We start from the raw sequence: 26,412 nt of genomic DNA, 5'->3' as shown, positions 1-26,412 counted from the left end.
TACGATATCCGTTTTGTTATAAATTTAAAAAATCAAACTAGTGGCGATATACCACACGTTTTGGGTGTAAGTATTTGTTGTTATAGAAGAGTCATTATCTTCGTAGCGCCATCCCGCTGTAATTTCAGCGTAGTCTCTAAGCTCATAGCCAAAAATGAGAGCGGTTTCTACGAGGTCATCTTGACGAGAGCTACTAGAATAATCATCGTTGATTAGTGCAACATTGATGCTGCTGTAGAAGTGGGTTTGCCAATAATGCTTCCACGCACCATTAAAACGCGTTTTGTTGATATAGTTCGCGCCTTGGTCTGGGTTTTCTGCTCGTTGAGAGGCAGAAACATTAATCGTTGAGTAATCGAGTGGCTTCCAAGTGACATTGAGATCCCAGCTAAAACCGTTAAAATCTTCTGAGTTGTGATTTTTGTATTTTTTATTTTGCAAACCTAAACGTAATCGGCCTGATGTCTTTCCTGTAATATCCCATTTGGTACCAACAAGGTAATATGCATTTAAATCATCTTGTGACTGTTTATTGAAAGGATCATTTAGTCGGTAACGGCGATCAGCTAGTTCAAGCTCTAACAATAGCTCGGTTGCAGGTTTAATGTTGTAATAAAAGGCTACACCACCACCAAACTCATCATAATCATTAAATCTTGAGCTAAACACATCGTTTGAAGAGGAGAGGTTTCGATAGTTTTGATACGTCTTTTTTTCATACTTTAAGTTAGATTCAATACGACCTTTCGCATTTTCTGCACCATAGACATGAGTTAGGTTAGCGTTGTGCAGTGAATACTCGACTGGTTTGCTTGCAATAGTAGAGAATTGATCTCCTGCAAATATACCTGTGCCTCGTTCTTCATGCTCATACAAATAGGTATAGTTAAAACCGATTCCTGAACGTTGATTTATTTGAACAAAATTGTTTGTCATAAACAGATGGTCGAGGTAATCATCATCGTGGCTATTGAAGTAGCTGCCTGAATCCATTTGATAAAGGACTTGATATTGATTGCCATTTCTATCTGATTCAACCACTACGCCTGGCTTGACCCTTAGAATATCTGACGACTCAGGTTGTTGGGATGACGAATAGCGGCCAATGTTATCGTTATTCTCTAATGCCATTTCAAAGAGAGGGGTAATTTTAAGACCTGATTCGGTAATATACCCATGGCTTTTTTCATTGGCATAAACACCACTACTTGCACTTAATAGCGTGGTGGTTATCAGTGCTTTTGTTAATGTCTTCATTACTTGTCCTTTAGTAAGCAGTTTTCCCTGAAAAGCCTTTGAATATGGTTAAGAAAATAATTTTCACATCTAACCAGGTTGACCATGATTGGATGTATTTAAGGTCAAATTCAACACGTTTTTGCATCTTATCAAGCGTATCCGTTTCTCCACGAAATCCTTTGATTTGAGCAAGTCCGGTAATCCCAGGCTTTACTTTGTGTCGTAACATATAGCGCTCAACAATGGTTCGGTATTCTTCATTATGGGCGACTGCGTGAGGACGTGGGCCTACAATCGACATACGGCCTTGCAATACATTGAAAAATTGTGGAAGTTCATCAAGAGACGTTTTGCGTATAAATGCACCGAAAGGAGTGATTCTTGGATCGTTCTTTGTCGCTTGTTTAACGATATTACCGTTATCCATCGTACTCATTGAGCGAAATTTCCATACTTTGATTCGGCGTCCATCTAAGCCATAACGGAATTGTTTAAAAATAATTGGGCCAGGTGAAGACAGTTTTACACCAATCGCAACCCCAATCAGAACTGGGCTGATAAGTAAAATAATGGCGCTTGCAACGACAATGTCTTGTGCTCTTTTTAGCCAACTACTCGAACCATAAAATGGCGTGTCATGGATACTAATTGTTGGAATATTACCAATAGCACTGAGTCGTGATTGCATTAGGTTATAAACAAAAAAATCAGGAATCAGGTAGGTATTGGCAGTGGTGTCAGAGAACATATTGAGATATTGCTTAATACGATCACTGGCTTTCATGGGCATTGATATATACACATGTTGTATCAGGCCTTTTTTGGACAGTTTTAATCCCTTTGCGACGCTTCCCTTAAAAGGCGCGGGTAAGTTATCGAGTGATAATCGATCTTTTTCGCGATCATCGTAAAAACCAATAACATTTATTCCGAGTTGTGGTTGATTTTTAAGCTGGTTAGCCAATTGAATACCACTTTCAGTCACACCAATAATAACGGCATCTTTTTGATTGTAGCCATAATCACTTAATGTTTTTAATACTTGTTTTGCGAAATATCGCCATATTGTCAGTAATATAGGTGTGAGAATTAACCAGAGACCTGCCACCACACGTGAATAGTCCGCACTTACTTTAGAGAAAAAGGCAATAATAAGTAGAGTTAGAAAAGTAACAAACCAAATGCGACTTAGGCTAAAGACTTCATCAATAAAACGATAAACACGCCATGATCGGTATAGGTCATCTCTTTCTGCAATGATGAGATATATTAATATACTGTACGTTACTATCAGAAAGTGGTCTCGATTGAATTCACTAGTATAAAAAATTGATATGAAATAGAAGGTAGAGAAAATGATGATAGAATCAATCGCTCTATAGATAAGGCTAAGCCCATTATTATTACTGTGTAATTTAAGATTAGTATCCATACTATATAGCCAACAAAGGTTAATTCATTTTTGAAGGGAGATATATTAAATACGCTACCGCCCGTGAGTTTCCGGCTCCCAATATGCCATCTTTATATTAAGTTTTTATTATCGACAAAAAACAAGAAATAACGCAATGTGGGCGTCAAATGTTTGTCGCTAATATACATGCTAATAAAAGAGTGTCAATCTTGAATAAGGTAAGTTATTTGTTTTTTTATTATCTTCGACTAATATCCCAAGTTGTTATTTTTATCTTATTAGTTTTTTTTCTGCATTTTTGTACCTTGTCGCATTTTTTTGTTTGTTTTCTTTGCTTTATCGTAATTACGTACTACCTAGTAAGTTATTGATAATAATGACATTAAGGATTTGGTTCTATTGTTTTGATTGCATTGTGATTGAACGGTAATGATCGCTTAAGTGATAGAGTTGATATTAATTGAGTTTGTTTTTATTTAGTTATTGTTGGTAGCGTTGTTTTTATTGTGATTAAGTAAATATATTATTGTTAATGTCTTTTTTTTGACACAATACTATATCTTGAAAGTGAGAATGTGATTTTTTGATTAAATTTATAATCCTTTTAGTGTGAAAAGTAGTCTATCTTAACTTCCGTAAATATAAAGTAGGTTGGTTTTGTATTTAACATTATTATCATTAAATAATATTTTAGTGTAATAAAAAATAAAGTTGTAATTAGATCCGAATATCAATTTACTAAATCTACACATTTTTGTTTTAATTAAACATGGAGTTATTATGAACAGTATGTATAAATCTTTTTTTGTTGGCGGATTACTTTCTTTGTCTTCACTTTCTGTAAGTGCAGCAGAGCCAGCTACGTTTGCATTAGATGCTTCAATTTTACTTTCTAATGAGACATTAGATGCAGAAGGTGGCTATCTATCGGCTTCTGTTAATATGAAAAATGTCGGAGATGTTGATGCCAATATTAAATACTGGATCTCTGTAAAGGGACCTCAAGGGCTTTCATTCCCTGCTAAAGCTGTTGTAAATACCAATAGTTCAACCTTTGAAGTAGATGAAGTTGAAGAGGGCTCTAGTTTAGCGTTTAATCGTGGTATTTGGGTTTATGACTACATGAATAATGGTATTTATACTGTTAGCCTTGAAGGTGTAAATGTAGATACAGGAGATACATTTCAATACACGGCTGAGTTTACAAAAGGCGTGGATTTAGATGGTACAAAAACGGTCGGAGATATCAAAGTTAATGCTGATTTAATCAGTAGTAATAACTTCCCATCGGAAGGTGGGTATGCAACGGTATCTTTTGCAATAGATAATGTAGGGCAGAGCCCTGTTGATGTGGAATTTTGGGTTACTGCTAAAGCGCCAAATGGTTTTGATATACCAGTATATTCTAGGGTAAGCCGTGTAATTCAACCTGAGGAATCTGAGTTTGTTGTTCGTGGATTTTGGCTTGAATCAATATACCCTGATGGGAAATATATCGTTAAACCTCAGTTATACAATAAACAATCAGGAGAGCGTATAGGGTATGAATTGGAAATTTACAAAGGCGAACCACAGTAATTTTTTCCATAATTATTCCGTTTTTTAACAAATGAGCAAAGCCCTAAAGTATAGGGCTTTGTTTTTTTTCATGGGTAGATACGCTGATATTTTCTTCTATTAATACATTGCGGTCTCTTGCATCGAGACTTAGAAAGTCGCAGCCCTGATCAATATCAAATCTATTTTCACTTATCAGTACGTTTTCAAAAGACAGTGTTGCGTTTTGGCTATAGGTTCTGATTAGTTTCTTGTATTTGTCATTGTCTGTTCCAACACAAGACATTTTGCGAAATATATTCTGAGTAATTGATAAGTTCTGTATGGGATTCTCTGCCACTTCAGTAGAAGAAAAACTTTGCAGTCGAATACCTAAATCAGAGTTATTAAACGTATTGCTTGTGATGTTGATATCACCCCATTTAACCTGATGTTGAGCTCTGCTGTTTGGGTATACATTGATAGCAAAGCCAGTATTGTTATCAAATTGATTGTGCGAAATGGTCACATCGTTGTAGTAACTGGATTCTAGCGCCGTGCTACTAATATTTTTAAAGTGGTTATTAAAAACAACGGCCTTTTGTGTTGCTTTACGTGCGGATAATTTTAGCGTGCAGTTATCAAATTGATTGGATGCAAAGATAATGTTGTGGGTGCTTGGTACGCTAAAGCCCTCGGTGGCTTGCGCTTGGGTGGTTGTCACTTGTCTGCAGTTAGAAAAGTGATTATTAATAATTAACGCATCTCTTGATTCAATGGCATCTCGTGTTGGTCTGGTTGTGACTCGAAGCGCGGCATCACCAAATTGCTCAAATCGATTATTTGCTATGACGCTATTTTTTGTACTCGCCAAATACACGCCTTGTTTTCCCCAGTTGGCCGTTTGCCCACCATTAAATAATCCTACAAAATGAAGGTTAGATACTTTTAAATAGTCGGTATTTTTTATATATAGCAAATACTCGCTATTAAACTCTGGGCATTTTTTTAAAATTGATCCATAACTACCAAAGATGGAGACATTGTCTTTATCGGTCAGGAATAAGGTATTACAGATGGTGTACTCGCCTGAGGGAATGGTTAAATTAGCATGATCAGGAAGCAGGGATAAGGCGTGGTTGAAAGCGCTACTATCATCGATACTATCATTAGGAATAGCGCCAAAATCGGTTACTGAATAGCTAGTATTTGCCATCATATTATCGGATGGAAATAAGCTTGATATTAATACGAGTGTTTTGATGTACATAAATACCCTATTTGCTTTTTAATCATGACATTGCCAGTTTGTTTTGAGGCTAGTCTATTGAGTTAAGTATAGGGGATTCATCAGTCATTTTTTATTTATATTGCAATGGATTATACAATAAAGTGAAATGGATACTTATTTGGGGGTTAAGTTATTATTTATAGCTAAAGTATATTAAAAAGGCAGTTAGATAATATCTGAACTGCCGTAAATAAAGTCATTCTTACTCTTACTAGGGAGTCATTTGCTCTAGCGTTAACGCTTAGCGGCCATATCACGCAGTGCTTGTTTCTCGGCGTTGCTTAGGAAAGCTAAATCCAACCCGTTGACTTGAATTTGACGCAGCTGTTCTTGAGTTAAGCCTACTTTTGGTGCAGCAACTTCATATTCATAAGGAAGTTCAATACCCTCAACAGCAGGATCATCCGTATTAAGACAAACTTTAACACCATAGTTAAGGAAAGTTTTGATAGGGTGCGATTCAAACGAAGCAACCGTACTTGTTTGGATATTTGATGTTAAGCAAGACTCAATACCAATGTTGTTTTTCGCTAAGTATTCCATTAGCTTTGGATCTTCAATCGCTTTTACACCGTGACCGATGCGCACTGCACCAAGCTCGTTGATTGCTTGCCACATACTTTCTGCACCCGCTGCTTCACCGGCGTGAACCGTTACTCGAAGCCCTGCATCACGAACTTGTTTAAAGTGGCTTACAAAGCGATCGCCTGGTTGGCCTAATTCATCACCAGCAAGATCGATAGCAACCAATTTGTTCTTTTGGGTTAGAAGACCATCAAGTTCTTGCTGACAAGCATCTTGACCAAAAGTACGACTCATAATGCCAATTAGGTTTGCTTTTACCCCAAAATCTTTACAGCCAGCTTCAACGCCATCCACTACGGCTTCAACAACGCCTGCAATCGGTAAGTTGTGTTTCATTGCCATGTAGTATGGAGAAAAGCGTAATTCAGCGTAATCAATTTGTGCATTCATTGCGTCTTGCACATTTTCGTAAGCTACGCGGCGACATGCTTCTAAATCACCAAGAACCGCCACACCCCAATCAAGTTTAGATAAAAAGGCAACAAGGCTTGGCTCTGCTTCTACGATTTGTACGTGAGGGCGCAATGCTTCAAGATCATAAGCTGGTAATTCTAAGCCAAATTTTTGGCCTAAATCTAAGATAGTCTCAATTCGAATGTTGCCATCAAGGTGGCGATGTAAATCAGTAAGAGGGAGTGTTTTAGTTATCATTATTAACAGTTCCTACAAAAAAGATGTGAATGCGTATAAATATTAAGACTGAGTATAGAGAGAGATTATTATGATGTCAGTAGCCGATTGGCTAAAAGCAGCGCAATTTGATGGATTGCGCTTTGATGTTAACTTATTCTGTTGAGGCTGTTCTTTAAAGTATATTATTCAATCTCTTTTAATTTTCGAGTTAAGGTGTTTCTTCCCCAACCAAGCAATTTTGCTGCTTCTTGTTTATGCCCGTGAGTATGATTAAGGGCCTTTTCTAATAATATGCGTTCAACATTTGGGATAACTTTATTTAGGATATCCATTTCCCCTTGTTGTAATTGTTTCTCAACCCAGTCACTTAATTGCGCTTGCCAATCCTCATTGATGCTTTGTATCGGTGAGCTTGACGTTGCAAATAATTCTTGTGGTAGATCGGCTGAAAGCACTTCTTGGCTGCTTGCCATTACCGTTACCCAGCGACAGGTGTTCTCAAGTTGTCTGACATTACCTGGCCAATCACATTGACTGAGGGCTTTGCTGGCTTCGTTGCTTAGAGTTTTACATTCTATACCAAGCTCTTTGGAGGCGAGGTGCAAGAAATGCTCAGCAAGTTTAGCAATGTCTTCTCGACGCTCCCTTAGTGCAGGAATATGCACGCGAATAACGTTGAGTCGATGAAACAGATCTTCACGAAATCCTCCGTCGGCGACCAGTTTCTCTAAATTTTGATGAGTTGCCGCAATGATCCGAACATCTACTTGTACCGGTGAGTGTCCACCTACACGATAGAATTGCCCATCAGCAAGCACTCGAAGTAGGCGAGTTTGAATATCTAATGGCATATCTCCAATTTCATCAAGAAATAAAGTGCCTCCATTGGCTTGCTCAAATCGTCCCTTTCGAACGGCATTTGCTCCAGTAAAGGCGCCTTTCTCGTGCCCAAAGAGCTCAGATTCAATTAAATCTTTTGGGATTGCCGCCATATTAAGGGCGATAAACTCACTATTTGCTCTTGGACTGTGACGATGAAGAGCGTGAGCAACCAGTTCTTTACCCGTACCGGATTCTCCGTTGATGAGTACTGAGATTGAAGATCGAGACAAACGACCAATGGCACGAAAAACTTCTTGCATTGCAGGCGCTTCACCAATGATTTCAGGAACATGGTGAGTTTTATTTGGTTTGTTCCCATTTTGTTTCTTCTGCTCTTGGCTGTGAGCGAGTGCGCGCTCAACGAGTGTTAGGGCTTCATCAATATCAAAGGGCTTTGGTAAATATTCAAATGCCCCTTTTTGATAGGCACTAACGGCGGCATCTAAATCCGAATGTGCGGTCATTATAATGACAGGCAGTTCAGGGTAATTTTCTTGAACGTGGTTAAGTAAAGATAGGCCATCCATTCCCGGCATACGAATATCCGATATGATCACATCTGGCACATTACGCTCTAGGGCTTGAATGACACTTTCAGCATCACCAAAACTTTCACACATCATGTTTGTACTGGTTAAGGTTTTCTCTAATACCCAGCGAATCGAGCTGTCATCATCGACAACCCAAATATATCCTTTGCTCATAAAGTGTTCTCCGTAGCCACTTAAGTGTTTTATTGGTTATGGTTATTTAAGTGGAAGATAAATAGTAAATACGGTCTTTCCAGGCCAACTTGTGACGTCGATTTTTCCGTTATGTTGGTCGATAAGGTTTTGTGAGATCGAAAGCCCAAGCCCTGTGCCTCCTTCTCGTGCACTGACCATGGGGTAGAATAAGGTGTCTTGAATATGGCTAGGTATGCCAGGTCCATTGTCAGTAATATCAATTTTGACAGCAAGGCGATGGCGCTGACCATAAATATTGGTTTGAAAATCAGTACGAGTACGTAAAGTGATAGTGCCATCGGGTTGGTCTTTGAGTACTTCAGCGGCGTTACTAACAATATTGAGGATGGCCTGTTCTATTTGCTCTGCATCCATATCAAAATCGGGCAAGCTAGGGTCATAATCTCGAATGATTCGTACCTGATAACTGGAGTTAAGCTCAATCAGTTGGCGGACTTTTTCAATGACTGCGTGTAGGTTTTCTGGCTTTTTGTGGCCTAATTTTTGAGGTCCCAATAGGCGATCAACTAAGTTTCGCAATCGGTCTGCTTGCTCAATAATGATTTGAGTGTATTCATGTAATTCAGGTTTTGGCAGCATTCGTTCGAGTAGTTGTGCTGCGCCACGTAATCCCCCTAATGGGTTTTTAATTTCATGAGCCAAACTACGAACCAAGACTTTAGCGGCTTGTTGTTGAGCGTGTTGATTAATTTCTTGAGACAAACGGCGTTGTTGTTCGATTTGGCGAATTTCAACCAATAGGTAAAGTGATTTTTCGATCTCAATGGGGCTTGATGTGACTTCAATATAAAGTGATCGGTCATCAATCATGATTTGAACATCACTATCCGTCACGCTCTGGCCTGTTGTTAGCGGTTGCATTAAGGTAGAGAGATCAAATTTAGAGTGGTGGAATAGCTCATCAAAACGATGTTGAGCCATTCGCTGCGCGCTTTGAGAAAAGAGTTGTTCTGCTGCTGGGTTGGCATAATGAATAGTACGGTGATCATCCAGTAATAAAATCGCCGTTACTTGGTGCTCAAGCAGCTGTGTCGAAAAGTCCATCGTTAACATCATCGTCCTTGTATCGCAAAACCCATCTTGCACCATTGTAGTGCATTGCACCTTGCTTGTCAGACAGGAACTGAAGCGGTTCCTTTAGTTTGTTGATGGGCGATGCAAAAAAACAGTAATAATAGGTGATGATGCAATTCTCTTGCCGTCTTTCAGAGCAATAACGGTAATGAGGTGGGTTCCTCTATTTATGTTTTTTAGTTTCCACTCTGTGGATGTTTGTGGCGGACCATAAGGCGCACCATCGAGCAGTAACTGTAATTTTTCATTAATGCTGAGCTTACGTGTGAGTTCAGTTAATACGGTGATATGACCTCGAGAACTGCGGATTGTTTCTTCTTGTTGTAAGTTAGTCACAGAGATAGCGAGTGGCTTGAGTTTCTTTTTCATTGGCTTGGTTGTGGGTGCTGTTTTTTTCGAATGTTCAGGTACTGCAGGAGAGGTTTCAACGCTAGTTGTGGGTGATAAAGAGATCGTTGTTACAGGCCCCTTACTAAGAGGTGCGCTATCACTAAAATGGCGAACGCCCTTGCTGTCTTCCCAAGTGTAAACCGTATTAGCGAAAATCGATGCTGAGAGTAAGCTAAAAAGGATGAAAAAAATATAACGCATAATGTCACCATGATATTGATGTCATAACGATACTGCAGAAATGAAATCTGGGTAAGTGTGAGCCTATTAGAATTACTGTTAAAAGAGAAATTGCCAACATAAAAAAGGCTCGCTTGTGAAGCGAGCCTAAAAATAGCAATTTGATTTCAAACTGTTGCGTCAGAATTAAACTGAGTAATACATTTCAAACTCAAGTGGGTGAACCGCTGTGTTGATTGCTTCAACATCTTGAGACTTAAGTTTGATGTAAGAATCAATAAAGTCATCAGAGAACACGCCGCCAGACGTTAAGAATTCACGGTCAGTATCTAGCGCTTGTAGAGCAATATCTAGAGACTCAGCTACTGTTGGGATTTCTGCCGCTTCTTCCGCAGGAAGGTCGTACAGATCCTTATCCATAGCTTCACCTGGGTGGATCTTGTTCTTAATTCCGTCAAGACCAGCCATTAGCATTGCTGAGTAGCATAGGTATGGGTTAGCCGCTGGGTCACCAAAACGAACTTCGATACGACGTGCTTTCGGGCTTGGTACCACAGGGATACGGATAGAAGCAGAACGGTTACGTGCAGAGTATGCAAGCATAACAGGTGCTTCAAAGCCAGGAACAAGACGCTTGTATGAGTTTGTTGATGGGTTAGCAAATGCATTGATTGCACGAGCATGCTTGATGATGCCGCCAATGTAGTAGATAGCCATTTCAGATAGGCCGCCGTACTTATCACCAGCAAACAGGTTTACACCGTCTTTTGCTAGAGATTGGTGAACGTGCATACCAGAACCGTTATCGCCAACCAGTGGTTTAGGCATGAAAGTCGCTGTTTTACCGTAAGCGTGCGCTACGTTATGAACAACGTACTTATAGATTTGAGTCTCATCCGCTTTTGTTGTTAGCGTGTTGAAGCGTGTTGCGATCTCATTTTGACCCGCAGTTGCTACTTCATGGTGGTGTGCTTCAACAACAAGGCCCATTTCTTCCATGATTAAACACATAGCAGAACGGATGTCTTGAGAAGAATCAACAGGAGCTACTGGGAAGTAACCGCCTTTAACACCTGGACGGTGGCCTTTATTGCCGCCTTCGTATTCAGTACCTGAGTTCCAAGCTGCTTCGATATCGTCAATTTTGAAGAAAGAACCAGACATGTCAGTGTTGAAACGAACATCATCAAATAGGAAGAACTCTGGCTCAGGACCGATTAACACTGTGTCAGCGATACCTGTTGAACGCATGTATTCTTCAGAACGCTTAGCGATAGAGCGTGGGTCACGATCGTAACCTTGCAGTGTTGCTGGCTCAAGAATGTCACAACGAATGTTTAGTGTTGGATCCGCTGTGAATGGGTCAAGTACCGCACTTGCTGCATCTGGCATCATTACCATGTCAGATTCGTTAATGCCTTTCCAGCCTGCAACTGAAGAACCATCGAACATTTTACCTTCTTCAAAGAAGTCGGCGTCAACTTGATGAGAAGGAATTGAGATATGTTGTTCTTTACCTTTTGTATCGGTAAAGCGTAAATCAATAAATTTTACTTCGTTCTCTTGAATTAGAGCTAATACGTTTTCTACTGACATGTAGGATAACCTCCAGTGTTATAATATAAATATTGGCCAGCTAAGCTGTTATTTACTATGTAGCTAGAACTGTGCCAAAAGTAATAATCCTTTATTATTAATGACTTGCGTTTTTAATTTACTAAAATCCATCTTTAACTGCACTAATTTGATCCCTGTTTGCACCATTATTGTGCGTTGCAATAGGAAAGTGCAGATAAAAATAAATTGTCATTAATTACTTCTATCCGCTATTCAGCAGTGAAATGGAAAATTTGTCAATCTAATTCCAACATGAAATTAAATTATTAGTAACAATACTGCTCCTAAGGTGTTGATAATTATATCCTTTAGTTTTTTGGTAAAGATAATAAAGTTATTAACTAGATTGCATAAATCTCGCTAGAGTTGGTCGTTTTTACAGCGTTTTTTGGGGCTGTATTAAATTAATTTAAAAATAATTGTGTCTTTAATCACATATTTCGTGGGTTTTGCGCTAAAATCTGTTAAATTATTGACCGTTTTTAAACCAAGTAGTGCCAATGGTGGCTCTACATGCTCTGAGTGAATTTGAATCCATGTCTACTCCACAGATTGATAAACTAAGAAATATCGCAATTATTGCGCACGTTGACCACGGTAAAACAACCTTGGTTGATAAGCTATTACAACAATCAGGCACACTAGAATCATCTCGTGGTGAGACTGAAGAACGCGTAATGGACTCGAACGACATCGAGAAAGAGCGTGGTATTACGATCCTTGCTAAAAATACAGCAATTAACTGGAACGATTACCGCATCAACATCGTAGATACTCCTGGACACGCCGATTTCGGTGGTGAAGTTGAGCGTATCATGTCTATGGTTGATTCTGTTCTTCTTATCGTAGATGCTGTTGACGGCCCAATGCCTCAAACGCGTTTCGTTACACAAAAAGCATTCTCACACGGCCTTAAGCCGATCGTTGTAATCAACAAGATTGACCGTCCTGGTGCTCGTCCTGATTGGGTTATGGATCAAATCTTTGATTTATTCGACAACCTAGGCGCAACTGATGAGCAACTAGACTTCACTACTGTTTACGCATCAGCACTTAACGGCTGGGCAACAATGGAAGAAGGCGAGACTGGCGAAAACATGGAACCATTGTTCCAAGCAGTAGTTGATAACGTAGATGCGCCAAGCGTAGACATCGACGGTGCTCTACAAATGCAAGTTTCTCAACTAGATTACAACTCTTATGTTGGTGTTATCGGTGTTTGTCGTGTTACTCGTGGTTCTGTAAAAGCAAACCAACAAGTAACTATCGTAGGCGCAGATGGTTCTAAGCGTAATGGTAAAGTAGGTACAGTTCTTGGTTACCTAGGTCTTGACCGTCACGAAGTTGAAGTTGCAAATGCTGGTGACATCATTGCAATCACAGGTCTTGGTGAGCTGAAAATTTCAGACACAATCTGTGACGTAAACAACGTTGAAGCGATGAAGCCACTGTCTGTTGATGAACCAACAGTAACAATGACTTTCCAAGTAAACAACTCACCTTTCGCTGGTAAAGAAGGTAAGTTCGTTACTTCACGTAACATCCTTGAGCGTCTAGAAAAAGAACTAGTTCATAACGTAGCATTACGTGTTGAGCAAGCGTCAGATCCAGATAAATTCCGCGTATCAGGCCGTGGTGAACTTCACCTATCTATCCTGATCGAAAACATGCGTCGTGAAGGTTTCGAGCTAGCAGTATCTCGTCCAGAAGTTATCATCAAACATGATGAAAACGGTGTTCTAACAGAACCGTTTGAAACAGTAACTATCGATGTTATGGAAGAGCACCAAGGTGCAATCATGGAAAACATCGGTATCCGTAAGGGTGAGCTAACAGATATGGCTCCAGATGGTAAAGGCCGTATTCGTATGGACTTCATGATGCCTTCTCGTGGTCTTATCGGTTTCCAAACTGAATTCCTAACAATGACGTCTGGTTCTGGTCTAATTTACCACTCGTTTGATCACTACGGTCCACACAAAGGTGGCGAAATTGGTCAACGTGCTAACGGCGTATTAATCTCGAACGGTATGGGTAAAGCAGTAACTTACTCTCTATTCAACCTTCAAGATCGTGGCCGTTTATTTGCAGAGCACGGTGATGAAGTATATGAAGGTCAAATCATCGGTATTCATAACCGTGCTAACGACCTGACTATCAACTGTCTACGTGGTAAGCAACTGACTAACGTACGTGCATCTGGTACTGATGAAGCTCAAACGCTTTCTCCTGCTATCAAATACACACTTGAGCAAGCTCTAGAATTCATCGATGATGATGAACTAGTAGAAGTAACACCAGTAAGCATCCGTATCCGTAAGCGTCATCTTACAGAGAACGATCGTAAACGTGCTGGTCGTGCACCTAAGTAATTATTGATTCGGATTTAGCTTTAGTTAAATCACAAATCAAATAAAATTTTAAATCCCTTTGTAGGCAACTACGAAGGGATTTTTTTTATCTGTTATGATGATACCAACTCAAATAAGTAGGTGTTCATTCTTGCTTGTTAAAATAGATTATAACTGCGTTATGCTTTTCGTTTGCAAAGATTGGTTATAATTAGGCCCACTAGTTATTGCAGTTTATGCCTTGTTTTAATCTATTTTTCCTACGCAATTATCTAGACACTTACTCACTTGAATTGGTATATGTAAGCGTTGATATATAATAAAGAGTGAATTGATGGAAGAAAAAATCAAACATAAGCTAAGGATTAGCTGGTCATATCTGCTTTTCTTAAAGCAACGGATTATCCATGACAGACTAACCGTCAGCGCCGGATATATGGCCTATATTACGTTATTGTCTTTGGTGCCGTTAATTACCGTTTTATTGTCTGTATTGTCGCAATTTCCAATCTTCTCTGGTGCAGGAGACACAATACAGGCATTTGTGATTCAGAATTTTGTACCCGCTGCCAGTGATGCAGTTGAAGCCAGTTTAAAAGAGTTTATTTCTAATACAGGAAAGATGACGGCGGTCGGTTCTGGATTCTTATTTGTTGCTTCAGTAATGCTGATTTCTGCTATCGATAAAAGCTTGAATTATATTTGGCGAGTAAAGAAAAAGCGTCGTCCAATGTATTCATTTTCTTTGTATTGGATGATCTTAACTTTAGGCCCTTTATTAGTCGGTGCAAGTTTAGCTGCGACGTCATATGTGACTTCACTAAAGATCATGGATGATGAAATAGTGTCGAGTTTTTACCGGACTTTATTAGGTTGGTTGCCTATCATATTGTCGTTCTCAGCATTTGTTGGTTTGTATTTATTAGTGCCGAACAAAAAGGTTCGAATAACGCATGCGCTTGTTGGAGCTATGTCTGCAGGTTGCTTATTTGAGTTTAGTAAAGTGGGGTTTGCGCAATACATAACACAATTTCCATCGTACCAAGTGATTTATGGCGCGTTGGCTGCGGTACCAATTTTATTTGTTTGGGTTTATTTATGTTGGATTATTGTCTTAATTGGCGCTGAAATTACAGCAAGTCTCGGCGAGTTTGAGGGATGGAGAGCTGGTAAGGTAAGCACTAATATATTGGAATCAGACATTAAAGCATTAACAGAACAACAAGGGTTGATAGAAAGTGATAGCACTGATCCAGAGAGTAAGTGAAGCTGCTGTAAAAGTAGATGGCGAGATTACCGGTGAAATTAATCAAGGTTTATTAATTTTATTAGGCGTTGAAAAAGAAGATGATGAAGCAAAAGCTAAGCGTCTAATGGAAAGAGTATTAACTTACCGAATCTTTGAAGATCAAGACGGTAAGATGAACTTAAATGTGCAACAAGTAAATGGTAGCGTATTGGTTGTATCGCAATTTACGCTGCCTGCAGATACAAAGAAGGGTACTCGCCCAGGTTTTTCAAAAGGGGCGCATCCTGTGGATGCAGAGCGCTTATATGACTACTTCTCTGACTTATGTGAAGAGAAGTTACATACTCAAAGAGGACGTTTTGCTGCGGACATGAAGGTGTCGCTAGTGAATGATGGTCCAGTGACGTTCTGGTTGCAGGTTTAAAGGCAAGGGCGAGATTCTATGAAGGGTGACAGCTGAGAGTTTAGATGCGTTTGCTGTTTTGCTCCTCCCCCTTAGTAAGGGGGAGGTTGGGAGGGGGTCAAGAACTAACAGCGTATAATCAAGGTAGATTCGCATTTAATTCTACCTGTATCGCAATGACCCCTCCCTAACCCTCCCCTTATTAAAGGGAGGGAACTGTATTGTGTCCTCTGAACCCTTAGCTCTTCCTCACCCCTAACAACAATAAAAGGATTTATATGTTTCGATTGATCACACCAACCACAGACGCGGAATTAAAAGCGTATTACCATTTTCGTTGGCAAGTATTGCGTGAGCCCTGGCGTCAGCCTGAAGGCTCTGAGCGTGATGCGTATGATGACATGAGCCAACATCGAATGATTTTAGATGGTCGTGATCAACCTGTCGCAGTAGGGCGTTTATATTTAACGCCTGATAATGATGGCCAAATTCGCTATATGGCCGTTGCAGCACATTGTCGAGGTAAAGGTATAGGCGCATTGATTTTAGTGGCTCTGGAGTCTTATGCGCGCCAAGAGAACGCTAAACGCTTAGTATGTAATGCTCGTGAAGATGCAATTCCTTTCTATGTGAGAAATGGATTTACTAACCAAGGTGAACTGAGTGATGAGAGAGGCCCAATTCGTCACCAACAAATGCTTAAACATTTAGATCCTCTGGCTGATGTACTTCGACGTCCAGATTGGTGCGCAGAGCTTCAAAAACGTTGGGAAAATGAAATTCCAATCAGTGATAAAATGGGCATAAAAATCACCCAATATACAGGTTATCGCTTTGAAGTCAGTGCGATTTTAAATGCGAATCTAAACCCTCATAATACGATGTTTGCAGGCAGCATCTTTACCATGGGAACCCTCACTGCTTGGGGGATGGTATGGCTGCTGCTAAAAGAGCAAGGTTTAGATGCAACCAGTATTATGTTGGTAGACAGTCATATTCGTTATCGCCAACCGATCACCGAAAATCCAAAAGGCATTACGTCATTAAACTGTTTGCAAGGGGACTTTGACCGCTTGAAATCAGGCAAGAGAGCCAGAGTGAAAGTGAAGGTTGATTTATGTAATGGGGATCAACCTGCGGCCGAGTTTATTGGGACGTTTATGTTGATGAGGGATTGAGAGTAGGACGCAACAAGTTGCTGAAGGGCGCTGCGCTTGAGGACGGACTTCGTCCTAAAGGATTCAGGGTTCAGGAAGAGCAGAGCTCAGAGGTTTTATTTTTGGCTTTTAGCTCCTCCCCCTTACTAAGGGGGAGGCTGGGAGGGGGTCAAGAACCAACTGCGTATAATTAAGGTTGATTGGTACTCAATTTTACCTGTATCGCAATGACCCCTCCCTAACCCTCCCCTTATTAAAGGGAGGGAACAGTATTGTAATCTCTGAAATCACAACGATCACCCCTAAACTCTGCAAGGGAGCTTGCGACCGATCTGAACCCTAAGTTCTTGCTCTTAATCCGCCGCCTGCATTCTTGCCCACCACGCTTCATCTGCAACGATCTGCCCAGTTTCATCAAGCTGCGGCAATTCAAGACCTTTACGTTTGGCTACTTTCGCAAGTACAGGGTGGCCACGCTCAAACAGCACCTTATTGATGTACTCTTTTGGTAACATACTCTCTTCACGGTCATACATACCGGCTAAATCGCGTTGACGTTGTGCTTCATACAAAACCAATGCACTAGCAACAGAAACATTCAGAGATTGCACCATACCGACCATAGGAATAATAATATCCTGATCTGCGAGGGCTAATGCTTCTTTGCTGATCCCAGTTTTTTCACTGCCTAAAATGATAGCGGTTGGCTTGGTGTAATCAATTTCACGAAAATCGACTGCCGTATCAGACAAGTTAGTTGCTAAAATTTGCATGCCTTGCTCTTTTAAAACAGAGACAGCGTCCCCAATACTTTTATGAGTTTCAACATCAACCCAGTTACGAGCACCTGCAGACGTATGACCAAGCATTTGCATTTGCTCTGTTGGCCATACCGCATGAATCTTATGGATGCCGGTTGCATCGGCTGTACGAACAATGGCAGAAACGTTATTGGATTTATGGGTTTCTTCTAAGCACAGAGTAAGATCAGTTTGACGAGCTTTTAATACGGAAGTAATTCGTTGATAGCGTTCTAAGTTCATGATTTTTATTTCTTGAAATAGGTGAGTAAGAGCAGGGCGCAGCAAGCTGCTTAAGGTCGCTTCGCTTAAGGAAGACTTCGTCCCACAGTCGCTACGCTTGAGAAGAGCAAATTAAAGAGATTACTATCTTTTTATTGCTCTTGAATGTTTAAGCGTAGCGTCCTCAGGCAGCTTGCTGTTCCTTAAGCGAAGCGCCCTTAAGACGAAGTCGCACTGCCTTTAGTTCTTATGTCTACGAACTTTAAGTGCGTGTGGCATAACACGAATTCGACGCATGATCTCCGCTAAGTGCGTACGATCTTTAGCCGTTAATTCAACCGTAATTGTGTATAAACGGCCGTCTTTCTCTTCGGTACTAATACCACGGATATTTGAGCCCGTACCTGCAATTACATTGGCTAAATCGGCTAATGCACCTTGGTGGTTCTGAATATCAATATCCAGAGCAGTCGCGAATTCTTGATCAAATTCATCAGCCCACTCAACTCCCATGTACTTATCAAGTTCTTTTTGATAACCACGAACGTTTGCACACTCTTCCATATGAACCACAAGACCACGGCCAGGGCTTACATGAGCAATGATGTGATCGCCAGGAATTGGACGACAACAATTAGCAAAGGTCAGCAAAATACCATCAGCACCACGGATAGGTAATTTTTTACCTGTACTGGTTTCAATGTTTGATGAGTCTTGCTCTGTTAGTTCATCCGCATCGCCAAGTAGACGACGAGCAACCACAATACTCATTAACTCACCAAGACCAATGGCCGCTAGTAAATCCTCAGTGTCTGCAAGCTTAAGATCAGACAGAACATGAGTAATGTTATCTTGTGAAATATCATCCAGAGAGACATTGTGGCCCAGCGCATGGTTAAGTAGACGGCGACCTAAAATCACAGAGTCTTCTTTACGCATGGTTTTCAGTACTTGGCGGATCTTAGTACGAGCTTTTGAGGTCACTACATAGTTTAACCAAGCTGCATTTGGACGCGCACCTGGAGCACTGATGATCTCAACCGTTTGTCCGCTTTTCAGTGGTTTACTTAGAGGGTAAGGTTGACGGTTAACGCGTGAACCAACACAGCTGTTACCAACATCAGAGTGAACAGCGTAAGCAAAATCAACCGCGGTTGCGCCAACAGGCAGTTCAAAAATGCGGCCTTTTGGTGTGAAAACGTAAATTTCATTCGGGAATAGATCCGATTTTACGTTTTCAATAAATTCAAATGAGCTACCTGCACTTTGTTGAAGTTCAAGTAAGCTTTGCATCCAGCGCTGAGCGCGGATTTGAGCGGTAGTACTAGAGTTATCACCCTCTTTGTACGACCAATGTGCAGCAACACCCTTGTTTGCCATCTGCTCCATATCTTCAGTGCGAATTTGCACTTCAACAGGAACACCATGAGGGCCAACCATAGAGGTGTGAAGCGATTGGTAACCATTGGCTTTTGGTACCGCAATGTAATCTTTAATGCGGCCTGGGCGAGGCTTATAAATACTATGAACCTGGCCTAGTGCGCGATAACACGTATCGACATTGTCAGTAATCACTCGGAACGCGTAGATATCCATAATAGTATGGAAACGCTGCTCTTTATTTTTCATTTTATTGTAAATAGCGAACAGGTTTTTCTCTCTACCAATCACTCGACCAGTGATGCCAGCTTCAGCAATACGGCCTTCAATTTCAGAGTGAATTTTTTGGATCATTTCTTTACGGTTACCACGTGCAGACTTTACCACTTCTTTTAATACGCGATAGCGATTTGGGTAAAGGGCTTCAAAACCTAACTCTTCAAGCTCAGTTTTAATGTTGTGGATACCAAGGCGATGCGCCAAAGGAGAGAATATTTCTAAGGTTTCACGAGCAATGCGACGACGTTTATCAGGGCGTAATGCACCTAATGTACGCATGTTGTGGGTACGGTCAGCAAGTTTGATCAAAATAACGCGGATGTCTTGCACCATCGCCATGACCATTTTTCGGAAGTTTTCAGCCTGCGCTTCTTTTTTATCGCGGAACTTGAGTTTGTCCAGCTTAGAAACGCCATCCACTAATTCAGCAACCGTATCGCCAAATTGTTCTGCTAGCTCTTCCTTGCTAACTTCAGTATCTTCAATAACATCGTGAAGCAGTGCAGCCATTAGCGTTTTATGGTCGAGTCGCATTTCTGCAAGAATACGAGCCACAGCTACTGGGTGAATGATGTAAGGTTCGCCACTTGAGCGAGTCTGCCCTTCATGGGCCTCTTTTGCTACCAGGTAAGATCGACGAAGAGCCTCAATGTGAGGCTCTGGCAGGTAATCTTTGGCAACATCTTTCAGGCTATCGAATAAATCCAAATTTCGCCCCGTCAGGTTTGCTGTAATTTATAATCTATATAAAGATTATAGAGATTAACGATTGTGTGTGATTGAGCTTACTGCTGCTAATTCAGCGGCATCTTGCTCTTGTTGCTCTTGACGTTCACGAGCATCAAGTAATTCTTTAGTGATCAGGCCTTCTTCAATTTCACGAAGAGCGATAACAGTCGTTTTATCGTTCTCTTCAGGCACTAGCGCATCTTTACCACCAGTTTGCATTTGACGTGCGCGACGAGATGAAACTAAAACAAGGTCGAAACGGTTGCCGATTTTTTCAACTGCGTCTTGAACGGTTACACGTGCCATGAGGACTCCAATTTATTAACAAAAATAGTTATATGTTGAGAAAGTATACAAGTAACTAGTATAAGTTTCTAGCTAGGGTTACGAGATACTAATAGAAATACGAAGAAATTAGTCAGCTAATAGCGCGTCTAACATACCTTTGTATTTCATAGTTTGTTTGTCTTGCTTTAAACGCTCTGCACGGATAATGGCACGGAAGTCCATTTGTGCAGTATCAAAGTCATCATTAATAATCACATAATCGTATTCATCATAGTGAGAAATTTCTGACTTTGCTTCGCTCATGCGCTTAGCAATAACAGCATCGCTGTCTTGACCACGTGCATTTAGGCGTCGTTCAAGTTCTCCATTTGATGGAGGTAAAATGAACACACTTTTTGCTAAAGGCATTTGTTCACGGATTTGACGAGCGCCTTGCCAGTCAATGTCCAAGAATACATCAATGCCTTTATCAAGCGTTTCTTCGATCCATACACGAGAGGTTCCGTAATAATTACCAAACACTTCCGCATATTCTAAGAATTCATTTTTTCCAATCAACTCTTCAAAATGCTCTTTCTGAATAAAGTGATAATGAACACCATCAGTTTCTCCTGGACGCATACCACGAGTAGTATGAGACACAGAGACTTTCATTGCATAAGTTGGGTTGCTTTCTAACAGTGCCGTGATCAAACTCGACTTACCAGCACCACTTGGCGCTGACACAATATAAAGTGTACCTTTACTCATGATAGATTCTCTTGGGAGTTATGGCATTTCTCTTTAAGTTACACTTTAAAAGGTAAAATAAAGATGGATGCGAAGCATAGAAAATTGGGTGGCGAAGAATAGCACAATCAAGAATTAATTTGAATGAAATAAATACGCTAATTGAAATAATAATTTTGTGTTAACTTGGCTTGGCACTATCATTAGAGTGCAACCAATTAATTATCATATTTATTATAGCAATAACGGTGGATAACTCCTTATGCCTTCTCATTTACCCAAATCATTTAGTAAGCCCTTCTTAAAAGTATTTCATATTTTAGAGGCGGTTCTGTTGGTTGCGATCACATTAGCGACCTTATTTGCCATGGTGAATGAATTTATCCATGTGTTTTCTGTAAGACAGATCCAGTTAACCGATATTTTATTGATGTTTATCTACCTTGAAGTGTTGGCCATGGTGCAGCAATTTGTGATGAACGGAAAAATCCCGGTGCGTTACCCTATCTATATCGCCATGATGGCCATTGCTCGTTACATCACGCTAGGAATGAAAGAGATCGATGCGGTATTAGTGGTTTGGTTGGCGTTAGCGGCCTTTATCCTTGCAGCAGCGACATTATTGATCCGTGTTGGGCATCATTATTGGCCATATGAAATAAACGAAAACAAACATTATGATGAGTAGTGAGTAATTCCAATCCAGATAATAAAAAGCCTCGAAGATATGCATCAACGAGGCTTTTTTGTAAGCGGTGATCAGAACTGATTATTCAATATTCTGGATCTGTTCACGCATTTGTTCGATAAGTACTTTTAACTCAACACCCGATGCTGTGATGTCTGTGCTAATAGATTTAGACGCCAGCGTATTTGCTTCACGGTTAAATTCTTGCATCATGAAATCAAGTTTACGGCCACAAGCGCCGCCTTTCTTCATTACGTTGGTTGTTTCTTTTACGTGTGAATCTAAACGATCAAGCTCTTCAGCTACGTCAGATTTTTGAGCAAGAAGGATAAGCTCTTGTTCAACACGAGAAGAATCTAATTCAATTTTCGCATCTTCAAATTTAGTTAGAAGACGGTTACGTTGCCATTCTAGAATCTCAGGCATACGAGCACGAACTTTTGCCGCTTCTTCAGTGATCGCATCTAAACGCTGAACGATCAGTGCTTTCATGTTTTCGCCTTCGCTCGCACGAGCTTCAACAAAATCATTCACAGCCAGTTCAAATTCCGCCAATAGTTCTTTATTGATAGAGTCGAAATCTTGCTCAGGCGCTTCCATCACACCTTGCCATTGCAGAACTTGGAAAGGGTTAATGCCGCCTTCGCCAGATTCTGTTTTCACCCACTGCGCCGCTTTAATTACTTGGCGAGCTAAATCTTCATTAATTTTTAGTTCGTTGCTTGCTGCGTTGTTTGCTTCAAAACGTAGATGACATTCTACTTTACCGCGAGCAAGACGCTTACGGAAACGCTCACGAAGAACAGGCTCTAAACCACGGAACTGTTCTGGCATACGGAAATAAGTTTCTAAATAACGTTGGTTTACTGAGCGGATTTCCCACACAGCGTTACCCCAATCAGCTTTTACTTCGCGGCGTGCATAAGCCGTCATACTGTAGATCATGTAAGCGTCCTCAAATCATCAATAGGAAGGATGATGAATAAAATATCGCGATACTATAACAGATAAGCGCAATAGTGAGTAACTAGAGAAACGGGAGCTATGCTTTATTATACGAGTTCGGTATAATCGCCGACAATTTGTCATAATCAAGGTATCTGCCATGCGTCCTAGCGGAAGAACAGCTCAGCAAGTCCGTCCAATTACTCTTACTCGTAACTTTACTGCGCACGCAGAAGGTTCTGTATTAGTTGAATTTGGTAATACAAAAGTAATTTGTACTGCAAGTGTTGAAGAAAATGTTCCTCGCTGGTTAAAAGGCAAAGGTAAAGGTTGGGTAACGGCTGAATACGGCATGCTACCTCGCGCAACACACACTCGTAATCGCCGTGAAGCAGCAAGCGGTAAACAAGGTGGTCGTACGATGGAGATCCAACGTCTGATCGCTCGTAGCCTTCGTGCTGCTGTTGACCTAGAAGCACTAGGTGAGCAAATGATCACGGTCGATTGTGATGTTATCCAAGCGGATGGCGGTACTCGTACAGCATCTATCACAGGCGCAAGTGTTGCATTAGCAGACGCTATCAACCACATGATTGCATCGGGCAAGTTAAAGACGAACCCTATGAAAGGCCACGTTGCTGCGGTTTCTGTTGGTATCTACAACGGCGAAGCAATTTGTGACTTGGAGTATGTAGAAGACTCAGCAGCCGATACCGATATGAACGTCGTAATGATGGAAGACGGTAAGATGATTGAAGTGCAGGGCACGGCAGAAGAAGCGCCGTTCTCTCACCAAGAATTGTTAGACATGCTGGCTCTGGCGCAACAGGGCATCAATGATATTATTGAGAAGCAGAAAGCGGCATTGGCCGAATAATTGATTTTTAATGGCTCCTAATTCAGGGGCTATTTTTTTATGTGTAAAAAGAGCAAAGCAGACGGCTTTGCCTTGAGAGCGCTGCGCTTAAGACGCAGCAAGCTGCTAAAGAATGAAGAAGAGCAATATTGAATACATTGTGTTCTTTTGATTTTCTTTAGCGAAGCGTCTCAAGGACGGAGTCCGTCTTAAGCGAAGCGCTCTTAAGTAACTTGTTACGTCTATTTTTTAAAAAGAGAGAATGAAAATGAAAGCATACCAGCGTGAGTTTATTGAATTTGCCCTTGAGAAAGAAGTACTAAAATTTGGTGAGTTTACTTTAAAGTCAGGCCGCACAAGCCCATATTTTTTCAACGCTGGCTTATTTAATACCGGTCGTGATCTAGCGCGTCTAGGTCGTTTTTACGCGGCAGCATTGGCAGATTCAGGTATTGATTACGATGTGCTATTTGGCCCTGCGTATAAAGGTATCCCAATCGCAACAACCACAGCGGTAGCGTTAGCGGATCACCATGACACAGATAAGCCATACTGCTTTAACCGTAAAGAAGCAAAAGATCACGGTGAAGGTGGCAACCTAGTCGGCAGCGCTCTTGAAGGTCGTATTATGCTAGTGGATGACGTGATTACGGCTGGTACCGCAATCCGTGAATCAATGGAAATCATCCAAGCAAATGGTGCTGATCTGGCTGGCGTTCTTGTTGCGATTGATCGTCAAGAAAAAGGCAAAGGTGAGTTATCTGCGATTCAAGAAGTTGAACGTGATTTTGGTTGTTCAATTATCTCAATCGTAAGCTTAACTGACTTGATCTCATTCTTAGAAGAAAAAGGCGGTAATGCTGAGCAACTTGAAGCGGTAAAAGCGTACCGTGCAGAGTTTGGTATCTAATTTCAAACACCAAACATAAGGCACTAATAGCGCCTTTTCAATAGAGAACGATAAGTGGTTGGCTTCGGCTCAGCCACTTTTTTTATTTCAGGTTCTGGTGGTTGTGGTGGTGTCATATCAACATCTAGCCACTGCTTCATGTTTTGCCATAGTGGTTTATCTAAATCAGGATGATGGATCAAAAAGCTGTTCTTTTCAGAAAACATATTTTGATATGCCTGGCTCTCAGACATAGTTCCTAATAGCGGGTATTTCATGTGTTGTAGCACTTTATGAACGAACTCGGTGCCTTGTTTGTTTTCTTTACAACGAGTGATCACAAACGCAAGCTCAACATTGTTTTGTTTAAAAGCAGGAGATTTAATTAAATCTTTAATAAACCCTAGCATAGAGTGGACATCAATGGGTGAGGGTTGTACTGGAAAGACTATTTTATCCACCATTGAAATGTATTTTTCCATCTCAAATTGACTAAAGTTAGAAGGCGAATCAATTACCGTAATTCGAGTATCTGCTTCTAATCGCAAAGCTAAAGAAAAAGGCACATTAGAAGAAGGTAAAAATTTAGTTGTTCTAACCCCATCGTTTTTACTTCCCCAAAAATGACTTGTACCTTGAGGATCAAGATCGATAATTTCAGTTTTCACATTTTGATGAGCGTAGAAAGATGCCATTGCAATCGCAAAAGTTGATTTCCCAGCACCACCTTTACGGTTGATAACTAGAACCTTTTTGCATTGTGCTCGTTTATATCCGACTAACATATTTACTCACTAATCTATCGTGCTTATGACTTCTTATTGATTAAGTAGTCAATATGGCATGTAAATTTACTCTAATACCTTATTTTATACGTAAAACTTGAAGCTGTTACATAAAAAGTAACAATTTCACCTCTCATTTTTTATGAAATAGCACTTCTATTGCTTAAAGTTACGAGTAAACTGAAATAAGACATATATTGAGGTTAAGCCCATGCAAGAAAACCATAAGATTTTAGTAGTTGATGATGACGCTCGCCTTCGTTCGTTATTAGAGCGTTATTTATCAGAGCAAGGCTTTCAAGTACGTAGTGTAGCTAATAGTGAGCAAATGGATCGCTTATTGGCTCGTGAAACGTTTCACCTAATGGTATTGGACTTAATGTTGCCAGGTGAAGATGGCCTATCTATTTGCCGCCGTTTACGCAGCGCGAACAATATGTTGCCGATTTTAATGCTGACAGCAAAAGGCGATGAAATTGATCGTATCGTTGGTTTAGAAGTGGGTGCAGATGATTATCTACCAAAACCATTTAATCCACGTGAACTATTAGCGCGTATTCGTGCGGTTCTGCGTCGTCAAGTAATTGAAGCACCTGGTGCACCAAGCGCAGAAGACAAAATGGTTGAGTTTGGAGAGTTCCGTCTAAACTTAGGTACCCGTGAGATGTTCCGTAACGAAGAGCCGATGCCACTAACATCTGGTGAGTTTGCAGTACTTAAATCACTTGTGACGAACATGCGTGAGCCAATGTCGCGTGATAAGTTGATGAACATGGCGCGTGGCCGTGAATATTCAGCAATGGAACGCTCTATCGATGTTCAAATTTCTCGTCTTCGCCGCATGATTGAAGAAGATCCAAGCCGTCCTCGTTATATCCAAACGGTATGGGGATTAGGTTATGTGTTTGTTCCTGATGGGGCAGAAGCGTAAGATCAGGGGCGAGGAAGAGCGTTAAAAGCAGAGTTCAGATCGGTCGCAGGCTCCCTTGCAGGTTTCAGGGGGGATCGTTGTCATTGAAGCGTCAAAAATACAGTTCCCTCTCCTTGATAAGGGGAGGGCTAGGGAGGGGTTATT

Annotated in this window: 23 protein-coding genes; 9 read left to right on the top strand and 14 right to left on the bottom strand. The window is 40.7% G+C overall.

Features of this window, described 5'->3' with window-relative positions:
- Positions 1 to 24: 24 nt before the first annotated feature.
- Positions 25 to 1,257, bottom strand: a complete 1,233-nt coding sequence (locus PVK70_RS09525) for an outer membrane beta-barrel protein (protein WP_130047983.1) — start codon at positions 1,255 to 1,257, stop codon at positions 25 to 27.
- A gap of 10 nt (positions 1,258 to 1,267) precedes the next feature.
- A complete protein-coding gene (locus PVK70_RS09520) occupies positions 1,268 to 2,671 on the bottom strand; it encodes an undecaprenyl-phosphate glucose phosphotransferase (protein WP_130047982.1) in 1,404 nt (467 codons plus the stop codon).
- Between the two features lie 762 nt (positions 2,672 to 3,433).
- On the opposite strand from PVK70_RS09520, the gene PVK70_RS09515 reads away from it, so the two are divergent.
- Entirely contained in the window at positions 3,434 to 4,231 is a 798-nt protein-coding gene (locus PVK70_RS09515) for an RbmA family biofilm matrix protein (protein ID WP_130047981.1), read from the top strand.
- Between the two features lie 43 nt (positions 4,232 to 4,274).
- Here the strand turns inward: PVK70_RS09515 and PVK70_RS09510 are convergent, their stop codons facing one another.
- The 6 genes from PVK70_RS09510 to glnA form a co-directional block, all read right to left on the bottom strand.
- Positions 4,275 to 5,459 carry a right-handed parallel beta-helix repeat-containing protein gene (locus tag PVK70_RS09510; protein WP_130047980.1) on the bottom strand — a complete coding sequence of 395 codons (1,185 nt, stop codon included), beginning with the start codon at positions 5,457 to 5,459 and terminating at the stop codon, positions 4,275 to 4,277.
- A 255-nt stretch (positions 5,460 to 5,714) separates the two neighbouring features.
- Positions 5,715 to 6,716, bottom strand: a complete 1,002-nt coding sequence (gene add / locus PVK70_RS09505; protein ID WP_130047979.1) for an adenosine deaminase — start codon at positions 6,714 to 6,716, stop codon at positions 5,715 to 5,717.
- Between the two features lie 164 nt (positions 6,717 to 6,880).
- Complete coding sequence (glnG, locus tag PVK70_RS09500) at positions 6,881 to 8,284, bottom strand: nitrogen regulation protein NR(I) (protein WP_130047978.1); 1,404 nt, start codon at positions 8,282 to 8,284, stop codon at positions 6,881 to 6,883.
- Between the two features lie 42 nt (positions 8,285 to 8,326).
- Entirely contained in the window at positions 8,327 to 9,382 is a 1,056-nt protein-coding gene (gene glnL / locus PVK70_RS09495) for a nitrogen regulation protein NR(II) (protein WP_130047977.1), read from the bottom strand.
- Between the two features lie 81 nt (positions 9,383 to 9,463).
- A complete protein-coding gene (locus PVK70_RS09490; protein ID WP_130047976.1) occupies positions 9,464 to 9,991 on the bottom strand; it encodes a DUF4124 domain-containing protein in 528 nt (175 codons plus the stop codon).
- A gap of 165 nt (positions 9,992 to 10,156) precedes the next feature.
- Positions 10,157 to 11,566 carry a glutamate--ammonia ligase gene (glnA, locus tag PVK70_RS09485; protein ID WP_130047975.1) on the bottom strand — a complete coding sequence of 470 codons (1,410 nt, stop codon included), beginning with the start codon at positions 11,564 to 11,566 and terminating at the stop codon, positions 10,157 to 10,159.
- A 557-nt stretch (positions 11,567 to 12,123) separates the two neighbouring features.
- Here glnA and typA point away from each other — a divergent pair.
- From typA to PVK70_RS09465, 4 genes are all read left to right on the top strand, one after another.
- Complete coding sequence (typA, locus tag PVK70_RS09480) at positions 12,124 to 13,959, top strand: translational GTPase TypA (RefSeq protein ID WP_130047974.1); 1,836 nt, start codon at positions 12,124 to 12,126, stop codon at positions 13,957 to 13,959.
- A 313-nt stretch (positions 13,960 to 14,272) separates the two neighbouring features.
- A complete protein-coding gene (locus PVK70_RS09475; RefSeq protein ID WP_130047973.1) occupies positions 14,273 to 15,205 on the top strand; it encodes a virulence factor BrkB family protein in 933 nt (310 codons plus the stop codon).
- Entirely contained in the window at positions 15,177 to 15,611 is a 435-nt protein-coding gene (gene dtd / locus PVK70_RS09470) for a D-aminoacyl-tRNA deacylase (RefSeq protein ID WP_130047972.1), read from the top strand. The genes PVK70_RS09475 and dtd overlap by 29 nt, the downstream gene beginning before the upstream one ends.
- 257 nt (positions 15,612 to 15,868) lie before the next feature.
- Complete coding sequence (locus PVK70_RS09465; protein WP_130047971.1) at positions 15,869 to 16,768, top strand: bifunctional GNAT family N-acetyltransferase/hotdog fold thioesterase; 900 nt, start codon at positions 15,869 to 15,871, stop codon at positions 16,766 to 16,768.
- Positions 16,769 to 17,100: 332 nt separating this feature from the next.
- On the opposite strand, the gene trmH is transcribed toward PVK70_RS09465, so the two are convergent.
- From trmH to gmk, 4 genes are all read right to left on the bottom strand, one after another.
- A complete protein-coding gene (trmH, locus tag PVK70_RS09460; RefSeq protein WP_130047970.1) occupies positions 17,101 to 17,790 on the bottom strand; it encodes a tRNA (guanosine(18)-2'-O)-methyltransferase TrmH in 690 nt (229 codons plus the stop codon).
- Positions 17,791 to 18,009: 219 nt separating this feature from the next.
- On the bottom strand, positions 18,010 to 20,136 hold the full coding sequence (gene spoT, locus PVK70_RS09455) for a bifunctional GTP diphosphokinase/guanosine-3',5'-bis pyrophosphate 3'-pyrophosphohydrolase (RefSeq protein ID WP_130047969.1): 2,127 nt from the start codon (positions 20,134 to 20,136) through the stop codon (positions 18,010 to 18,012).
- Positions 20,137 to 20,190: 54 nt separating this feature from the next.
- Positions 20,191 to 20,463, bottom strand: a complete 273-nt coding sequence (rpoZ, locus tag PVK70_RS09450) for a DNA-directed RNA polymerase subunit omega (RefSeq protein WP_060993374.1) — start codon at positions 20,461 to 20,463, stop codon at positions 20,191 to 20,193.
- Between the two features lie 108 nt (positions 20,464 to 20,571).
- Positions 20,572 to 21,195, bottom strand: a complete 624-nt coding sequence (gmk, locus tag PVK70_RS09445) for a guanylate kinase (RefSeq protein WP_130047968.1) — start codon at positions 21,193 to 21,195, stop codon at positions 20,572 to 20,574.
- 241 nt (positions 21,196 to 21,436) lie between these two features.
- Here gmk and PVK70_RS09440 point away from each other — a divergent pair, with 241 nt between their 5' ends.
- Positions 21,437 to 21,862, top strand: coding sequence for a phosphate-starvation-inducible protein PsiE (locus PVK70_RS09440; protein ID WP_130047967.1), 426 nt, complete (start codon positions 21,437 to 21,439; stop codon positions 21,860 to 21,862).
- A gap of 81 nt (positions 21,863 to 21,943) precedes the next feature.
- Here the strand turns inward: PVK70_RS09440 and PVK70_RS09435 are convergent, their stop codons facing one another.
- Positions 21,944 to 22,807, bottom strand: coding sequence for a YicC/YloC family endoribonuclease (locus PVK70_RS09435; protein ID WP_130047966.1), 864 nt, complete (start codon positions 22,805 to 22,807; stop codon positions 21,944 to 21,946).
- 160 nt (positions 22,808 to 22,967) lie between these two features.
- Here PVK70_RS09435 and rph point away from each other — a divergent pair, with 160 nt between their 5' ends.
- Positions 22,968 to 23,684 (top strand): ribonuclease PH, encoded by a 717-nt coding sequence (rph, locus tag PVK70_RS09430; protein WP_130045092.1) that lies wholly within the window; start codon positions 22,968 to 22,970, stop codon positions 23,682 to 23,684.
- Between the two features lie 247 nt (positions 23,685 to 23,931).
- Entirely contained in the window at positions 23,932 to 24,573 is a 642-nt protein-coding gene (gene pyrE, locus PVK70_RS09425) for an orotate phosphoribosyltransferase (protein WP_130045090.1), read from the top strand.
- 23 nt (positions 24,574 to 24,596) lie between these two features.
- Here the strand turns inward: pyrE and PVK70_RS09420 are convergent, their stop codons facing one another.
- Positions 24,597 to 25,337, bottom strand: coding sequence for a ParA family protein (locus PVK70_RS09420; protein WP_130047965.1), 741 nt, complete (start codon positions 25,335 to 25,337; stop codon positions 24,597 to 24,599).
- A gap of 211 nt (positions 25,338 to 25,548) precedes the next feature.
- Between PVK70_RS09420 and ompR the strand changes: the two genes are divergently transcribed.
- Complete coding sequence (gene ompR, locus PVK70_RS09415) at positions 25,549 to 26,268, top strand: osmolarity response regulator transcription factor OmpR (RefSeq protein ID WP_130047964.1); 720 nt, start codon at positions 25,549 to 25,551, stop codon at positions 26,266 to 26,268.
- The last annotated feature ends 144 nt before the right edge of the window (positions 26,269 to 26,412 follow it).

The sequence above is a fragment of the Aliivibrio sp. A6 genome (assembly GCF_028765505.1).
GTDB lineage: Bacteria > Pseudomonadota > Gammaproteobacteria > Enterobacterales > Vibrionaceae > Aliivibrio > Aliivibrio finisterrensis_A.
This window is presented reverse-complemented; position numbering and strand designations above follow the sequence as displayed.

Excerpts from the sequence above, each read along its gene's own strand:
- PVK70_RS09465 (WP_130047971.1), top strand. The coding sequence starts at position 15,869 with ATGTTTCGATTGATCACACCAACCACAGACGCGGAATTAAAAGCGTAT.
- ompR (WP_130047964.1), top strand. The coding sequence starts at position 25,549 with ATGCAAGAAAACCATAAGATTTTAGTAGTTGATGATGACGCTCGCCTT.
- PVK70_RS09490 (WP_130047976.1), bottom strand. The coding sequence starts at position 9,991 with ATGCGTTATATTTTTTTCATCCTTTTTAGCTTACTCTCAGCATCGATT.
- typA (WP_130047974.1), top strand. The coding sequence starts at position 12,124 with ATGTCTACTCCACAGATTGATAAACTAAGAAATATCGCAATTATTGCG.
- rph (WP_130045092.1), top strand. The coding sequence starts at position 22,968 with ATGCGTCCTAGCGGAAGAACAGCTCAGCAAGTCCGTCCAATTACTCTT.
- add (WP_130047979.1), bottom strand. The coding sequence starts at position 6,716 with ATGATAACTAAAACACTCCCTCTTACTGATTTACATCGCCACCTTGAT.
- PVK70_RS09525 (WP_130047983.1), bottom strand. The coding sequence starts at position 1,257 with ATGAAGACATTAACAAAAGCACTGATAACCACCACGCTATTAAGTGCA.
- PVK70_RS09435 (WP_130047966.1), bottom strand. The coding sequence starts at position 22,807 with ATGATCTACAGTATGACGGCTTATGCACGCCGCGAAGTAAAAGCTGAT.
- glnG (WP_130047978.1), bottom strand. The coding sequence starts at position 8,284 with ATGAGCAAAGGATATATTTGGGTTGTCGATGATGACAGCTCGATTCGC.
- PVK70_RS09440 (WP_130047967.1), top strand. The coding sequence starts at position 21,437 with ATGCCTTCTCATTTACCCAAATCATTTAGTAAGCCCTTCTTAAAAGTA.
- PVK70_RS09520 (WP_130047982.1), bottom strand. The coding sequence starts at position 2,671 with ATGGATACTAATCTTAAATTACACAGTAATAATAATGGGCTTAGCCTT.
- pyrE (WP_130045090.1), top strand. The coding sequence starts at position 23,932 with ATGAAAGCATACCAGCGTGAGTTTATTGAATTTGCCCTTGAGAAAGAA.
- glnL (WP_130047977.1), bottom strand. The coding sequence starts at position 9,382 with ATGATGTTAACGATGGACTTTTCGACACAGCTGCTTGAGCACCAAGTA.
- PVK70_RS09420 (WP_130047965.1), bottom strand. The coding sequence starts at position 25,337 with ATGTTAGTCGGATATAAACGAGCACAATGCAAAAAGGTTCTAGTTATC.
- PVK70_RS09510 (WP_130047980.1), bottom strand. The coding sequence starts at position 5,459 with ATGTACATCAAAACACTCGTATTAATATCAAGCTTATTTCCATCCGAT.
- PVK70_RS09475 (WP_130047973.1), top strand. The coding sequence starts at position 14,273 with ATGGAAGAAAAAATCAAACATAAGCTAAGGATTAGCTGGTCATATCTG.
- trmH (WP_130047970.1), bottom strand. The coding sequence starts at position 17,790 with ATGAACTTAGAACGCTATCAACGAATTACTTCCGTATTAAAAGCTCGT.
- PVK70_RS09515 (WP_130047981.1), top strand. The coding sequence starts at position 3,434 with ATGAACAGTATGTATAAATCTTTTTTTGTTGGCGGATTACTTTCTTTG.
- gmk (WP_130047968.1), bottom strand. The coding sequence starts at position 21,195 with ATGAGTAAAGGTACACTTTATATTGTGTCAGCGCCAAGTGGTGCTGGT.
- glnA (WP_130047975.1), bottom strand. The coding sequence starts at position 11,566 with ATGTCAGTAGAAAACGTATTAGCTCTAATTCAAGAGAACGAAGTAAAA.
- rpoZ (WP_060993374.1), bottom strand. The coding sequence starts at position 20,463 with ATGGCACGTGTAACCGTTCAAGACGCAGTTGAAAAAATCGGCAACCGT.